This is a genomic window from Roseivivax sp. THAF30, from assembly GCF_009363575.1.
In the GTDB taxonomy this organism is placed as follows: domain Bacteria; phylum Pseudomonadota; class Alphaproteobacteria; order Rhodobacterales; family Rhodobacteraceae; genus Roseivivax; species Roseivivax halotolerans.
Genome location: NZ_CP045389.1, coordinates 2,811,078 through 2,823,744, shown reverse-complemented (window position 1 = coordinate 2,823,744; position 12,667 = coordinate 2,811,078). Strand labels below are relative to the sequence as shown.

14 protein-coding genes are annotated in these 12,667 nt (G+C 64.6%); 3 read left to right on the top strand and 11 right to left on the bottom strand.

Annotation, left to right across the window (positions count from 1 at the left end):
- From FIU91_RS13580 to FIU91_RS13545, 8 genes are all read right to left on the bottom strand, one after another.
- The gene (locus FIU91_RS13580) at positions 1 to 2,202 is read right to left on the bottom strand and encodes a 3-hydroxyacyl-CoA dehydrogenase NAD-binding domain-containing protein (protein WP_152462876.1); all 2,202 of its coding nucleotides are present in this window, start codon (positions 2,200 to 2,202) and stop codon (positions 1 to 3) included.
- Between the two features lie 140 nt (positions 2,203 to 2,342).
- A complete protein-coding gene (locus FIU91_RS13575; protein WP_152462874.1) occupies positions 2,343 to 2,822 on the bottom strand; it encodes a hypothetical protein in 480 nt (159 codons plus the stop codon).
- Between the two features lie 4 nt (positions 2,823 to 2,826).
- A complete protein-coding gene (locus FIU91_RS13570) occupies positions 2,827 to 4,038 on the bottom strand; it encodes an acetyl-CoA C-acetyltransferase (protein WP_093009331.1) in 1,212 nt (403 codons plus the stop codon).
- Between the two features lie 14 nt (positions 4,039 to 4,052).
- Complete coding sequence (locus tag FIU91_RS13565) at positions 4,053 to 4,688, bottom strand: glutathione S-transferase family protein (RefSeq protein WP_152462873.1); 636 nt, start codon at positions 4,686 to 4,688, stop codon at positions 4,053 to 4,055.
- Positions 4,689 to 4,722: 34 nt separating this feature from the next.
- Entirely contained in the window at positions 4,723 to 4,935 is a 213-nt protein-coding gene (locus FIU91_RS13560) for a hypothetical protein (protein WP_093009329.1), read from the bottom strand.
- 47 nt (positions 4,936 to 4,982) lie between these two features.
- Entirely contained in the window at positions 4,983 to 6,761 is a 1,779-nt protein-coding gene (locus tag FIU91_RS13555; RefSeq protein ID WP_152462871.1) for an acyl-CoA dehydrogenase, read from the bottom strand.
- A 26-nt stretch (positions 6,762 to 6,787) separates the two neighbouring features.
- A complete protein-coding gene (locus FIU91_RS13550; protein WP_152462869.1) occupies positions 6,788 to 7,192 on the bottom strand; it encodes a MerR family DNA-binding transcriptional regulator in 405 nt (134 codons plus the stop codon).
- 207 nt (positions 7,193 to 7,399) lie between these two features.
- Positions 7,400 to 7,774, bottom strand: coding sequence for a MerR family DNA-binding transcriptional regulator (locus FIU91_RS13545; RefSeq protein ID WP_093009327.1), 375 nt, complete (start codon positions 7,772 to 7,774; stop codon positions 7,400 to 7,402).
- A gap of 226 nt (positions 7,775 to 8,000) precedes the next feature.
- On the opposite strand from FIU91_RS13545, the gene FIU91_RS13540 reads away from it, so the two are divergent.
- From FIU91_RS13540 to FIU91_RS13530, 3 genes are read left to right on the top strand one after another with little or no spacing between them, the layout of a single operon-like run.
- A complete protein-coding gene (locus FIU91_RS13540) occupies positions 8,001 to 8,363 on the top strand; it encodes a PaaI family thioesterase (protein ID WP_093009712.1) in 363 nt (120 codons plus the stop codon).
- Positions 8,360 to 8,875, top strand: coding sequence for a PaaI family thioesterase (locus FIU91_RS13535; RefSeq protein ID WP_371418175.1), 516 nt, complete (start codon positions 8,360 to 8,362; stop codon positions 8,873 to 8,875). The genes FIU91_RS13540 and FIU91_RS13535 overlap by 4 nt, the downstream gene beginning before the upstream one ends.
- Positions 8,868 to 10,205 (top strand): MATE family efflux transporter, encoded by a 1,338-nt coding sequence (locus tag FIU91_RS13530; RefSeq protein WP_152462868.1) that lies wholly within the window; start codon positions 8,868 to 8,870, stop codon positions 10,203 to 10,205. The genes FIU91_RS13535 and FIU91_RS13530 overlap by 8 nt, the downstream gene beginning before the upstream one ends.
- On the opposite strand, the gene FIU91_RS13525 is transcribed toward FIU91_RS13530, so the two are convergent.
- Genes FIU91_RS13525 through FIU91_RS13515 form a run of 3 tightly spaced genes read right to left on the bottom strand, consistent with a single transcriptional unit; the run spans position 10,172 to position 12,656 of the window.
- Positions 10,172 to 11,152, bottom strand: a complete 981-nt coding sequence (locus FIU91_RS13525; RefSeq protein WP_152462866.1) for a threonine/serine dehydratase — start codon at positions 11,150 to 11,152, stop codon at positions 10,172 to 10,174. The genes FIU91_RS13530 and FIU91_RS13525 overlap by 34 nt on opposite strands.
- Positions 11,152 to 11,973 (bottom strand): alpha/beta fold hydrolase, encoded by an 822-nt coding sequence (locus tag FIU91_RS13520; protein WP_152462865.1) that lies wholly within the window; start codon positions 11,971 to 11,973, stop codon positions 11,152 to 11,154. Before FIU91_RS13520 ends, FIU91_RS13525 begins: the two co-directional genes overlap by 1 nt.
- Entirely contained in the window at positions 11,973 to 12,656 is a 684-nt protein-coding gene (locus tag FIU91_RS13515) for a haloacid dehalogenase type II (protein WP_152462863.1), read from the bottom strand. Before FIU91_RS13515 ends, FIU91_RS13520 begins: the two co-directional genes overlap by 1 nt.
- Positions 12,657 to 12,667 lie beyond the last annotated feature (11 nt).

The window sequence follows — 12,667 nt, the reverse complement described above, 5'->3', positions numbered from 1 at the left end:
TTACGCCGCTTCCGCCTCGGAGGGGCCGAAGCGCCCGTAGAAGCTCTGGTTCTTCTCGGCCATCTCGCGCAGAAGCGCCGGGCAGGAGAACCGCTCCCCGAACTTGGCTTCAAGCGCATCGCAGCGCTCTGCCGCATAGGGTGCGCCGAGAATGTCGAGCCAGGAGAGCGGGCCGCCCGACCAAGGGGCAAAGCCCCAGCCGAGGATCGCGCCGACATCGCCTTCGCGGATGTCCATGAGCACGCCTTCCTCAAGCGCGCGCACCGCTTCGAGAGCCTGTGCGAAGAGGAGGCGGTGCTGCACGTCGGTCAGCTCGGGCTGCGTCTCGGCCTCGGGATAACGCGCGGCGAGTCCGTCCCAGATACCCTGGCGCTTGCCCTTCTCGTCATAGGCATAGAAGCCCGCGTTGGACTTCCGGCCAAGGCGGCCTTCGCCTTCCATCCAGAAGATCACCTCATCCACGGCCTCGTCGGGATATTCGTCGCCCATCGCGGCCTTGGTCGCGCGAGCGATCTTGGCACCGAGATCGATGGAGGTCTCGTCCACGAGCTGCAGCGGCCCGAGCGGCATGCCCACCATCTTCGCGGCATTCTCGATGAGCGCGGGGTTCACACCCTCGGCCACCATGCGGATGCCTTCGTTGATGTAGGGGATGATGCAGCGATTGGCGTAGAAGAAGCGCGCATCGTTCACCACGATCGGCGTCTTGCGGATCTGGCGGACGTAATCGAGCGCCTTCGCAACCGCGCGGTCGCCGGTTTCCTTGCCGCGGATGATCTCCACGAGGTTCATCTTCTCCACGGGTGAGAAGAAGTGGATGCCGATGAACTGATCGGCACGCTTCGAGGCCTTGGCAAGGTCCGAAATCGGCAGGGTGGAGGTGTTGGTCGCGAAGATGCAGTCGTCACCGATGACCTCTTCAACCTTGGCGGTCACCTCGGCCTTGATCTTGGGATCTTCGAAAACCGCCTCGATGATGAGGTCGCAGCCGTCGAGCGCCGCGTAATCCGTGGTCGCGGTGATGAGGCCGAGCACTTTCTCTTTCTTGGCCTCGTCGACCTTCTTCTTCTTGATGCCTTGGTCGAGATAGGACTCGGTATAGGACTTGCCCTTGTCCGCGGCTTCCTGCTTCTGGTCGATCAGGACGACCTCGATCCCGGCCATTGCCGAGACGAGACTGATGCCCGCGCCCATCATGCCCGCACCAAGAACGCCGACCCTCTTGACCGACTGGTCGTCGATGCCTGCGGGGCGGACCGCGCCTTTCTCGAGCGCGCCCTTGTTGATGAAGAGCGAGCGGATCATCGCGGACGAGGACGGGTTCATCAGAACGTTGGTGAACCAGCGCGCCTCGATCTTGAGCGCGGTGTCGAAGGGCACGAGCGCGCCCTCATAGACCGCCGAGAGAAGCGCCTTCGCCGCAGGATAGACGCCCTTGGTCTTGCCGTGCACCATTGCCGAGGCACCGACGAAAGTCATGAAGCCTGCCGGGTGATAGGGTGCGCCGCCGGGCATCTTGTAGCCCTTGGCATCCCAAGGCTTCACGATGTCCTTGTCGCCCGCCTGCAGCACCCATTCCTTCGCCGCCTCGACCGGATCGGCGACGACCTCATCGACGAGCCCCGCCGATTTCGCCTTCATCGGATCGGACAGTTTGCCTTCGAGCAGGAAGGGCGAGGCGGTCATCGCGCCGAGCTTGCGGACAAGCCGGGTCGTGCCGCCGCCGCCCGGGAAGATGCCGACCATGATCTCGGGCAGGCCGATCTTGGCCTTGGGGTTCGGGGTCACGAAGATGCGGTGGCAGGCGAGGGGCAATTCGAGCCCGATGCCGAGCGCGGTACCGGGCAGCGCCGCGGCGATCGGCTTGCCGCCCTTCTGGGTCTTGGGGTCCATGCCGGCAAGTTCGATTTTCCGAAGCGCCTTGTGGAGCGACATGATCCCCTCGAAGAGACCTTCGGCGGCGTTCTCGCCCGCCTCGGCCTTCATACCGGCGATGACGTTGAGATCCATGCCCGCGGCGAAGCTGTCCTTGCCGGAGGTGATGACGATGCCTTTCACAGCCTCATCGGCGAGCGCGTCGTCGACGAGGCTCTCAAGATGCAGGGCTGCGTCGATGGACAAGACGTTCATGGACTTGCCCGGGCAATCCCAGGTGATGATCGCGACGCCGTCGGCGCCTTTCTCCATCGTGAAATCGGTCATGGTGTCGTTCCTCTGGTTTGCGGTTGGATCGTGCGGGGAATGACCCTCACGCGTGCCGCCTCGAATTTCGGTGCGCGACAGGGCCGCAGCCCGGTCGCTCGTGTCTCAATTGTGCGCCTGCCCGCTGGAGCGGAGCCGGCCTAGTTCATCAGGCGAAACGGCTTCTCGTCGGGAAACCGGACGGAAAGAAGCGCGTCCTGGTGCGCCTTGTCGTTCTGGACGCCGTAATTGCTGCACGCGATGCCCCAGCGATGATTGCGCCGCACGATCTCGGCCATCGTCTCGTAAGGCTCGTTCAGCAAGGTCTCGCCTTTCATGATCCGCGAACGGTGTGTGGTGCGGATGCAATACGTGCTGACGAAACTCGCGCTGATGACCTCGCGATCGAGATGGGTCATTCCGAGCCCTTCGAAATGCGCCCGGACATTCGCGAACAATGTGCGAAAGTCGTCTTCGCTGTTCAGGACCACGACCCCTTCGGTTGTCACATGCGTGTAGGGCAGATGAAACGCACTCAGCATGAGCGGGAAATCCCGGCTTTCGAGAGCCCGCCCCGTGCGCTGAAGCAGTTCTTTCGCGATCTCCCATGCGAGTGGGTCATCGTCCTGAACGCCGCTCATGACGTCACACCCGCTCGATGATCGTGGCCGCCCCCATACCCGAGGCGATACAAAGCGTGGCGAGGCCGGTTTGTTTGTCGGACCGCTCCATCTCGTCGAGCAACGTGCCGATGATGATGGCGCCTGTCGCACCCAGGGGATGGCCCATCGCGATCGCGCCGCCATTGACGTTGAGCTTGCCGTGGTCGACGTCGAATGCCTGCATGAAGCGCAGCACGACCGACGAGAACGCCTCGTTCACCTCGAAGAGGTCGATGTCGGAGATGTTCATGCCGTTGTCGGCGAGGATCTTCTCGGTCACCGGCACGGGGCCCGTGAGCATGATCGTCGGGTCGGTGCCGATCTTCGCGGTCGCTTTGATACGCGCGCGGGGCTTCAGCCCGTGCTTTTCGCCCCATTCCTTCGACGCGATCAGAACGCCCGCCGCACCATCGACGATGCCCGAGGAATTGCCCGCGTGGTGGATGTGGTTGATCCGCTCGAGATGGGGGTATTTCAGAAGCGCGACCTTGTCGAAGCCGGGCATCGTCTCGCCCATCTCCTTGAAGGAGGGGTTGAGCCCGCCCAGAGATTGCATGTCGGTGCCGGGACGCATGTATTCGTCGTGATCGAGGATCGGCAGACCGTTCTGGTCGCGGACCGCGACGATGGATTTCTCGAAGCGCTTGTCTTCCCAAGCCGCCGCTGCGCGCCGCTGGCTTTCCACCGCGAAGGCATCCGCGTCATCGCGCGAGAACCCGTATTCGGTGGCGATGATGTCCGCCGAGATGCCCTGCGGCACGAAATAGCTGTCCATCGCGACGGACGGGTCGACCGCGATCGCGGCACCGTCGGAGCCCATCGCGACGCGGCCCATCATCTCCACGCCGCCGGCAATATAGGCTTCGCCCGCGCCGCCGCGGACCTGGTTGGCCGCAAGGTTCACGGCCTCCATGCCGGAGGCGCAGAACCGGTTGATCGAGAGGCCGGGGATCGACTCGTCGAGATCGGAGGCCAGGACCGAGGTCCGCGCAAGGCAGCCGCCCTGTTCGCCGACCTGGGTCACGTTGCCCCAGATCACGTCCTCGACCGCGTGACCTTCGAGGTTGTTGCGCTCCTTGAGGCTGTTCAGCACATGCGAGGACAGGCGCACGCTCGTGACCTCGTGCAGCGCGCCGTCCTTGCGGCCCTTGCCGCGCGGTGTGCGGATCGCGTCGTAGATATAAGCTTCGGTCATCCTGTGATCTCCTTTCATGCCCGGTCGGAAGGATTGCCGGGCATCAGCTCGTAGGGGTGTTTCCAGCCGGGTTGCTGCGACAGGCGCGTCAGCCAGGCATCGATATTGGGCCAGTCCTTGCGGTCGAAACCGAAAGGTTCGGGGTAATAGAGGTAGCCGCAGCAGGAGAGATCGGCATTGGTGACGCCGTCTCCGACGATCCAGTCGCGGCCCGAAAGATGGGCATCGAGCACCTGGTAGGCGGATTTGAGACGTCCCTGCATGAAGCCGATCACTTCGGCCGGCCGTTTCTCTTCAGGCAGGAAGTTCATCAGGAACCGCGTCATGCCCGCCTGGGACGACAGCTTGTGATTGTCCCAGAAAACCCAGCGCATGACTTCGCGCGCGTCTTCGGGGCTTGCGCCGCCGAACTTACCGCTCTTCTCGGTGACATACATCTGGATGACGCCGGACTGCGTAAGCTTGACCTCGCCGTCGACCATCACGGGCGCTTCGCCCATAGGGTTGAGATCGCGGCGGTATTCCTCGCTGCGGGTCGCGCCGCCGAAGAAATCGATGAAGACAGGCTCCCATTCGAGGCCGGAGAGCTGGAGCGCCAGCGCGGCCTTGTAGGCATTGCCGCTCTCGCCGAAGCAGTGAAGCTGGATCATTCTCTGCCCTCCTCCCAAAGGGTCGCTTTGACGTTCAGCGTTTCCGCGCCTCGAGCTCGGCATTGAAGAGCCTGAGCCGGGCGGGCAGCGCCTCGTCATCCGTGACGCTGTCGAAATTCTCGAAGAGGAAACTCAGAGCCTCCCCCTCGTCGAGGCCGGCCTCTGCCGCGAAGCGTTTGAGCCTGCGATATCCGTCTTCGGTCATTGCGACGGGAAAACGTCTGGTCAGGCGAAAGCGTTTCGGCATGAGGCCTCCTGGCGGGTGAGGTGGGCGGTCACCCGCCCACCGTCGCCTCAGAAGTTCGCGGCGTCCAGTTCCATGACCGTCTCGGCGCCGCTTTCGATGCGCTTGAGGTGCATCCCCGTCGCGGGAAGCTGGCGGGCCATGTAGTAGCGCCCCGTCGCCAGCTTGGTTGCATAGAAGTCATCACTCGCGCCCGCATCCATCGCGGCTTTCGCGGCAAGGCCCATCTTCGCCCACATCAGGCCGAGGCAGACATGCCCGAAGAGGTGCATGAAGTCGTAACTGCCCGAGAGCGCGTTGTTGGGGTTCTTCATGCCGTTCTGCATGAAGTACATGCCGGCGGTCTGAAGATCCTTCGACACGGCCTTGAGCGGCTCGAGGAAGTCGCGGTCGAACGCCTCGTCCTGGCCTTTGTTCTCCTTGATGAAGTCCTTGACCATGTCGAAGAAGGCCATGACGTGCTTGCCGCCATCGACGCCCAGTTTGCGGCCCACGAGGTCGAGCGACTGGATGCCGTTCGTGCCTTCGTAGATCATCGTGATCCGGGCATCGCGGACAAACTGCTCGAGGCCCCATTCCTTGGTGAAGCCCGACCCGCCAAGCGTCTGCTGCGCCAGAACGGTCGTATCGAAGCCCTTGTCGGTCAGGAAGCCTTTGATGACCGGTGTCAGGAGCGAGATCATGCCCTCGGCCGCCGCATCCTCGTTGCGATGCGCCCGGTCGATCATCTGCGCCCCCCAGAAGGTGAAGGCGCGCGCGCCCTCGACGAAGCTCTTCTGGTGCATCAGGTTCCGGCGCACGTCGGGGTGCACGATGATCGGATCGGCCGGACCATCGGGGTTCTTCACGCCGGTCACGTCACGGCCCTGCAGACGGTCCTGCGCGAAGGCCAGCGCGTTCTGGTAGGCGACAACGCCTTGCGCGTAGCCCTGAAGGCCGACGCCGAGCCGCGCTTCGTTCATCATGGTGAACATCGCGCGCATGCCCTTGTGCATCTCGCCGATCAGGAAGCCCTTCGCGCCATCGTAGTTCATCACGCAGGTGGCGTTGCCGTGGATGCCCATCTTCTCTTCGAGGCCACCGCAGGAAAGGCTGTTGCGCTCGCCGAGGCTGCCATCCTCGTTCACCAGGAACTTCGGCACGATGAAGAGCGAGATGCCCTTGATGCCGTCCGGGCCGCCGGGGATCTTGGCAAGAACGAGGTGGATGATGTTCTCCGAGAGGTCATGCTCGCCCGCGGAAATCCAGATCTTCTGGCCCGAGATCGCATAGCTGCCATCGTCCTGCGGCTCAGCCTTGGTGCGGATGAGGCCGAGATCGGTGCCGCAATGAGGCTCGGTCAGGTTCATTGTACCCGACCATTCGCCGTCGATCATCTTCGGAAGGTACGTGGCCTTCTGCTCGTCCGAGCCGTGCGCGTGGATCGCCGAGTAGGCGCCATGCGTCAGGCCCTGGTACATGTTGAACGCCATGTTGGAGGAGACGAACATCTCGCCCACCGCGCAGTTCAGCACGTAAGGCATGCCCTGGCCGCCATATTCGGGATCGGCATCAAGGCCCATCCAGCCACCGGCGCGCATCTGCTCATAAGCATCCTTGAAGCCCTCGGGTGTGCGCACGACGCCGTTCTCGAGCGCGCAGCCCTGGCTGTCGCCCACCGGGTTCAGTGGCGCGAGGACGTTCTCGGACAGTTTGCCTGCCTCATCGAGAATGGCCTGAACGGTTTCCCGGTCGAGATCGTCGTAGCCCGGAATATCGGCTTCGGAGATCTTCAGCACTTCGTCCAGAACGAAGAGCATGTCCTTGGTAGGGGCGTGATAGACGGGCATGGAATCCTCCCAGATCGTGCGGAATGTTACTCTGCGGCTTTGTGGTTGTGCTCCATCGAGGCGAGGATCCTCTCGCCCCAACGCATCTGTTCTTCGAGATCCGCGATGGCCTCGTTCAGCTCGTCCCGCTGGGCGATCATCGCATCCAGCCGCTCCTGCGCGATCTCGTAGGTGCGCGCGAGCTGGGTGCGCTGCTGGTCGCCCATGTCGTAGAGGTCCAGAAGCTGGCGGATTTCCTCGAGGCTGAAGCCGAAGCGCTTGCCGCGCAGGATCAGCTTCAGACGGGCGCGATCGCGCCGGGTGAAGAGACGTTTCTGGCCTTCCCGATGGGGAAACAGAAGTTCTTTCGATTCGTAAAAGCGCAGCGTTCGCGGAGTGACGTCAAAGGCGTCACACATCTCGCGGATGCTCATTGTGCGGTCGTCGGTCATGATGTCTTTCATTTGAGCCGTGGTCCGATCGCGATGGATTAATGCGCTTCGGGGGTCTCATACAATGAAGGGTGACGTTTACGTAATCTCAACGTCACGTCACTTTGCCGGTGACGTAAGATCAGAAAATATTGACCCTGGGTCAGCGTAATTTTCGTAAGGTAAAGATCCGCGCAGGGGCGGCGGCGGTGATCGCGCTGGCGCGTTTCAGCCCTTGAGCGAGCGCGCGGTTTCGTCCCGCAAGGCGCCAAGTTCGGCCATCGCCTCGTCGAGCTGCGCGCGCTGTTCGGCCAGCTCTTCCATCTGCCGGTCGGCCATCTCGATCCAGGCCCGCATCTGCGCCTCGGTGCCTTCCTTCTCATAGATCAGGAGCCACTGGCGGATGTCCTCGAGCTGGAAGCCGAACCGGCGGCCCCGCAGGATCAGCGTCATCCGCGCGATTTCCCTAGGCCCGTAGAATCGCGAACGGCCCTCCCGTTCGGGCTGAAGAAGCTCGATATATTCGTAATATCGCAGGGTGCGCGGCGTGACCTCGAACTTCGCGCACATTTCCTTGAAGCTCAGGCGGGTCTCGTCTGTCATGCGTCTCTCCTCACGCTTCTCCGCCGCACCGTGCCCCGACACGTAATGCCAATCACGATGCCACAGCAAGAGGAGCAACCCGGCAGCCTCGGGGCTTGTTCCCGCCGGTCCAAGGGTCGATAACCCGAACCGAACGGACCGAAGACGGTCAAAGAGGGGTTTCGAGGTGGCAGCAGACAAGGCGCGGATCGCACGGGAATTCATCGCCGCAATTCCGCATTCCAAGATGCTCGGAATGCAGATCGAGGAGATCGGCGATGGCTATGCCCGCATTACCATGCCCTATAGCGAGCGGATCGTCGGCGATCCGAAGACCGGCGTAATTCATGGCGGGGCGGTTTCAGCACTGATGGATACCTGCGGCGGAGCGGCGGTGATGAGCCATCCGACCGCGCCCGGCGGCACCGCAACGATCGATCTCAGAATCGACTACATGCGCGCGGCCAAGCCCGGTGATACGATCACCGCCGAGGCACGCTGCACCCATATCACGCGCAACGTCGCCTTCGTGCGCGCCACCGCGACCGACGCGGACAGCGACAACCCGGTCGCCACCGCGACGGGCGCCTTCACCGTGGAGGGCAAATGATGGCCGACAGACGCCGCCCCGAACCCGTGCAGGTCGTCAAGCAACGCCGCGATGCCGCGCTTCATGCGCTGGCAGGGGGCGTTCCGTATATTCAGACGCTCGGCATTGTCTTCGACCGGCGGGGGGACGAACTGACCGCGATCCTGCCGTTCAAGGACGATCTGATCGGCAACCCGTTCTTGCCGGCGATCCACGGGGGGGTGACCGCGGCCTTCCTGGAGATGACCGCGATCATCACGCTCAGCTATCAATGGCTCTGGGAGGACGTCGAATCCGGAGAGATTCGCGTCGACGAGCTCGAGGCCGGAGAACTGCCGCGGCTGCCGAAGACCATCGATTTCACGGTCGATTATCTGCGCTCGGGCCTGCCGCGCGACGCCTATGCGCGTGCCCGCGTCACCCGTTCGGGCCGCCGTTACGCCAGCGTGATGGCCGAGGCCTGGCAGGACAACCGCGACCGGCCCTTCGCGATGGGCACGGCGCATTTCCTGATGCCGCGCGGCGATGTCTGAGACCGCCGAGGGGCTCACCCGTCCCGAGGATGTCACCCATGCGCGCGTTCTGAAGATCGCGCTGCCGATCGTTCTGTCGAACGCCACGATCCCGATCCTCGGCGCGGTCGACACGGGCGTCGTCGGCCAGCTTGGGGCTGCCGCGCCCATCGGCGCCGTGGGGCTCGGCGCGATCATCCTGCAATCGATCTACTGGATCTTCGGCTTTCTGCGGATGGGCACGACGGGACTTGCCGCCCAGGCAGCGGGGCAGGGCAACCGTGCCGAGGTCGCCGCGCTCCTGACGCGGGTTCTGATGATCGGCCTTGCGGCGGGCACGGTCTTCATCGCCGCACAAAGCCTTCTGTTCTGGGGCGCGTTCCAGCTTGCCCCCGCCAGTGCCGAAGTCGAAGACCTCGCGCGCGACTACATGGGGATCCGCGTCTGGTCCGCCCCGGCGGCGATTGCGATCTACGGCATCGTCGGCTGGCTGATCGCGGCGGAGCGCACCCGCGCCGTTCTCGTTCTGCAAGTGGGCATGAACCTTCTTAATGCCGCGCTGTCGATCTGGCTCGTCCTGGGCCTCGGTTTCGGCGTCGAAGGCGCGGCATGGGGCACGTTCATCGCCGAATGGGCGGGCCTGGCGCTCGGGCTCTGGCTCTGCCGCGCGGCGTTCCGCGTGCCAGATTGGCGCGACTGGGCGCGGGTCTTCGACCGGGTGAAACTTGCGAACATGGCTCGGGTGAACGGAGATATCCTGATCCGCTCCGCCCTGCTGACGGCGATCTTCACCTCCTTCATGTTCATGGGCTCGGGCCTTGGCGATGTCACGCTCGCGGCCAACCAGGTGCTTTTGCAATTCCTGCACATCACGGCCTATGCCCTCGACGGGTTCGCCTTCGCGGCGGAAGCCATCGTCGGACAGGCTTTCGGAGCGCGCGCCGTCGCCACCGTGCGGCGCGGCAGCCTTATCGCTTCCTTCTGGGGGCTGGTCTCGACCGTCCTTCTGGCGCTCGCCTTCGCGCTCTTCGGCAGTGCGATCATCGAGATCATGGCCGATGCGCCCGAGGTCGTCGACGAGGCCCGTCGCTACCTGCCGTGGATGGTTGCGGCGCCAGTACTCGGGCTCGCCGCCTGGATGCTCGACGGCATCTATATCGGCGCGACGCGGACGGCGGACATGCGGAACCTGATGGTCATTTCCGCGGCGGGCTATTTCGTGGTCGCGGCGCTGTTGATCCCGGCCTACGGCAATCACGGGCTCTGGGCGGCGCTGATCCTGTCCTTCGTCTTCCGCGGGCTGACGATGGCCTGGCGTTATCCGGCGCTCGAGCGCGCTGCGAGCGCCTGAGCGAAGATTTCCGGATCGACATTGCCGCCGGAGATCGTAACGATCACCGCATCCCCCGCGATCTTCTCTGAATGGTAGAGCGCCGCGGCCAACGCCACCGCGCCGCCAGGTTCCGCCACGAGCTTCAGGCGCAGGAACGCCTCGCGCATCGCGGCAAGCGCCTCCGCCTCGCTGACCACGACGCCAGGCCCGCAGAGCCGCTGCATGATCGGGAAGGTCAGCTTGCCGGGCTCAGGCGTCACGATCGCATCGCACAGGCCGCCGGAGAGAGCCGCGTTGCGCTGCGGCGTGCCTGCTTCAAGGGAGCGGGTGACATCGTCGAACCCCTCGGGCTCGACCGGGCGCACCCGGAGGCCCGGCGCATCGGCCTCGCAGGCCAGCGCGATGCCGGACGTGAAGCCGCCGCCACCGCAGCAGACAAGGAGGTCTGCCTCCTCGATGCCGAGCGCACGCGCCTGCTCCGCGATTTCGAGCCCGCAGATGCCTTGTCCGGCGATCACTTCCGGCTCGTCGAAGGGTTTGACCAGAGTCAGACCGCGCTCCTCGGCAAGCTCTGCGCCGATGGCGTCCCGGTCTTCGGTCGCGCGGTCGTATAGCACCACCTCGGCCCCAAGCGCGCGCGTGTTGTCGATCTTCAGCTTCGGCGCATCCGCCGGCATCACGATGACGGACGGCACCTCGTGGAGGCGCGCCGCATGAGCCACGCCCTGCGCGTGGTTTCCCGAGGAGAAGGCAATCACGCCCTTCGAGCGCGCGGCGGGCTCGAGCGCCGAGAGCGCCGACCACGCACCGCGAAACTTGAAGCTGCCGGTGACTTGCAGGCACTCCGGTTTGACCAGGACGCGCCGTCCCGCGATCTCGTCTAGGAAGGGCGACGACAGAAGCGGCGTGACGCGCGCATGTCCGTCGAGGCGGGCTTTCGCGGCCCGGATGCGATCGATGTCCATCAGCGCACCATCTTCAGCCAGCGCGACAGCGCGTCGAGCGCTTCCGGCTCGTCGAGGAAGGGGATATGCCCCCGGTCGGGCACTTCGGTCGCGACCATGTCGGGACGGCGCTTGCGCATCTCGGCGAAGGTCTTGGGCGACAACAGGTTCGAGTTCGCGCCCCGGATCGTACAAAGCGGCAGGCCCGAGAGCGCTTCGAAGAGCGGCCAGAGGTCGGGCGCGGGCTGCGCGCCGGTGCCGAGAACCGCCTCGCGCAGTTTCGGATCGTAGGGGATGACGAGCCCGTCCGGCCCTTCGCGGAACAGCGTCCGCACCTCCTGCGCCCAGCGTTCCGGCGGCACGTTGTCGAATCCCGCCATCCGGGCACCGATCACGTCGGCGGCTTCCTCGTAGCTCTTCCAGACCGGGTTGCGGCCCAGGTAATCCTTGATGACCTCGAGGCCCTCGGGTGCGATTTCCGGCCCGATATCGTTGAGCGCGACAGCCGAGAGGCGGTCCTTCGAGGTCGCGGCCAGCATCATCGCGATGAGCCCGCCGCGCGACGTGCCGAGGATCGCCGTCTTGTCGATCTCGAGATGATCCAGCAGCTCCACCGCGTCACGCGCTTCGACCGGGATCGTGTAGGTCTCGGGATCGCCCCAATCGGATTGCCCGCGCCCGCGATAATCGAGCCGGATCAGCCGCACGCCTTCGAGATGCGGAGCGACGTAGTCGAAATCGTGCCCGTCGCGGGTAAGCCCGGCAAGACAAAGCAGCGGCAGGCCCGCGCCATCGTCGGTATAATGCAGCGACAGACCGTCCGAGGTGGTGAAACGGGGCATCAGGACACAAGCTCCGGCAGGCCCGAAAGGTCGGGCAGGTTGTGATGGGGACGGCCGGGCAAGCGGTCGGTGGGCTCGCCTTTGCGGTTCACCCAGACCGTCTGGAACCCGTATCCCGCCGCTCCGGCGGCATCCCAGCCATTGGAGGACACGAACAGCACCTCGTCCGGCGTCGTGCCGAACCGCGCGCCGACCATGTCGTAGACGGCGCGGGCCGGCTTGAAGATGCCCACCTCCTCGACCGAAAGAACCGCGTCGAGATATTCCTCGATCCCGGCGCTGTCGACAGCACCTTCCAGCATGTCCGGGCTGCCGTTCGAGAGGATCGCGCAGGTCTTGCCGGCGGCCTTCAGCTGCGCCAGCATCTTCGGGACTTCGGGGAACGGCGCGAGTTCCCAGTAGAGCGCGAGAAGGCGCTCGCGCAGCTCCAGATCCTCGCTCAGCCCTTGCCGCTCCAGCGCCCAGTCGAGCCCGTCCTTCGTGACGTCCCAGAAGGGCACGTGCTCTCCGGTGATGGTCCGAAGCCATGTGTATTGCAGTTGCTTCAGCCGCCAATCCTCCGCGATCTCCGTCCAGACGGCCTTGAGCGCGTCGCGGCCAGGCTCTTCGGCGGCGGTGCGGGCAGCGGCAGCGACGTCGAAGAGCGTGCCATAGGCGTCGAAGATGCAGGTGGTGATGGCCATGCGGGTGTGCC

Bases quoted from the DNA above. Each gene is read 5' to 3' on its own strand.
- FIU91_RS13545 (WP_093009327.1), bottom strand. From the start codon at position 7,774: ATGACAGACGAGACCCGCCTGAGCTTCAAGGAAATGTGCGCGAAGTTC.
- FIU91_RS13530 (WP_152462868.1), top strand. From the start codon at position 8,868: ATGTCTGAGACCGCCGAGGGGCTCACCCGTCCCGAGGATGTCACCCAT.
- FIU91_RS13555 (WP_152462871.1), bottom strand. From the start codon at position 6,761: ATGCCCGTCTATCACGCCCCTACCAAGGACATGCTCTTCGTTCTGGAC.
- FIU91_RS13550 (WP_152462869.1), bottom strand. From the start codon at position 7,192: ATGACCGACGACCGCACAATGAGCATCCGCGAGATGTGTGACGCCTTT.
- FIU91_RS13535 (WP_371418175.1), top strand. From the start codon at position 8,360: ATGATGGCCGACAGACGCCGCCCCGAACCCGTGCAGGTCGTCAAGCAA.
- FIU91_RS13570 (WP_093009331.1), bottom strand. From the start codon at position 4,038: ATGACCGAAGCTTATATCTACGACGCGATCCGCACACCGCGCGGCAAG.
- FIU91_RS13575 (WP_152462874.1), bottom strand. From the start codon at position 2,822: ATGAGCGGCGTTCAGGACGATGACCCACTCGCATGGGAGATCGCGAAA.
- FIU91_RS13560 (WP_093009329.1), bottom strand. From the start codon at position 4,935: ATGCCGAAACGCTTTCGCCTGACCAGACGTTTTCCCGTCGCAATGACC.
- FIU91_RS13580 (WP_152462876.1), bottom strand. From the start codon at position 2,202: ATGACCGATTTCACGATGGAGAAAGGCGCCGACGGCGTCGCGATCATC.
- FIU91_RS13565 (WP_152462873.1), bottom strand. From the start codon at position 4,688: ATGATCCAGCTTCACTGCTTCGGCGAGAGCGGCAATGCCTACAAGGCC.
- FIU91_RS13540 (WP_093009712.1), top strand. From the start codon at position 8,001: ATGCTCGGAATGCAGATCGAGGAGATCGGCGATGGCTATGCCCGCATT.
- FIU91_RS13515 (WP_152462863.1), bottom strand. From the start codon at position 12,656: ATGGCCATCACCACCTGCATCTTCGACGCCTATGGCACGCTCTTCGAC.
- FIU91_RS13525 (WP_152462866.1), bottom strand. From the start codon at position 11,152: ATGGACATCGATCGCATCCGGGCCGCGAAAGCCCGCCTCGACGGACAT.
- FIU91_RS13520 (WP_152462865.1), bottom strand. From the start codon at position 11,973: ATGCCCCGTTTCACCACCTCGGACGGTCTGTCGCTGCATTATACCGAC.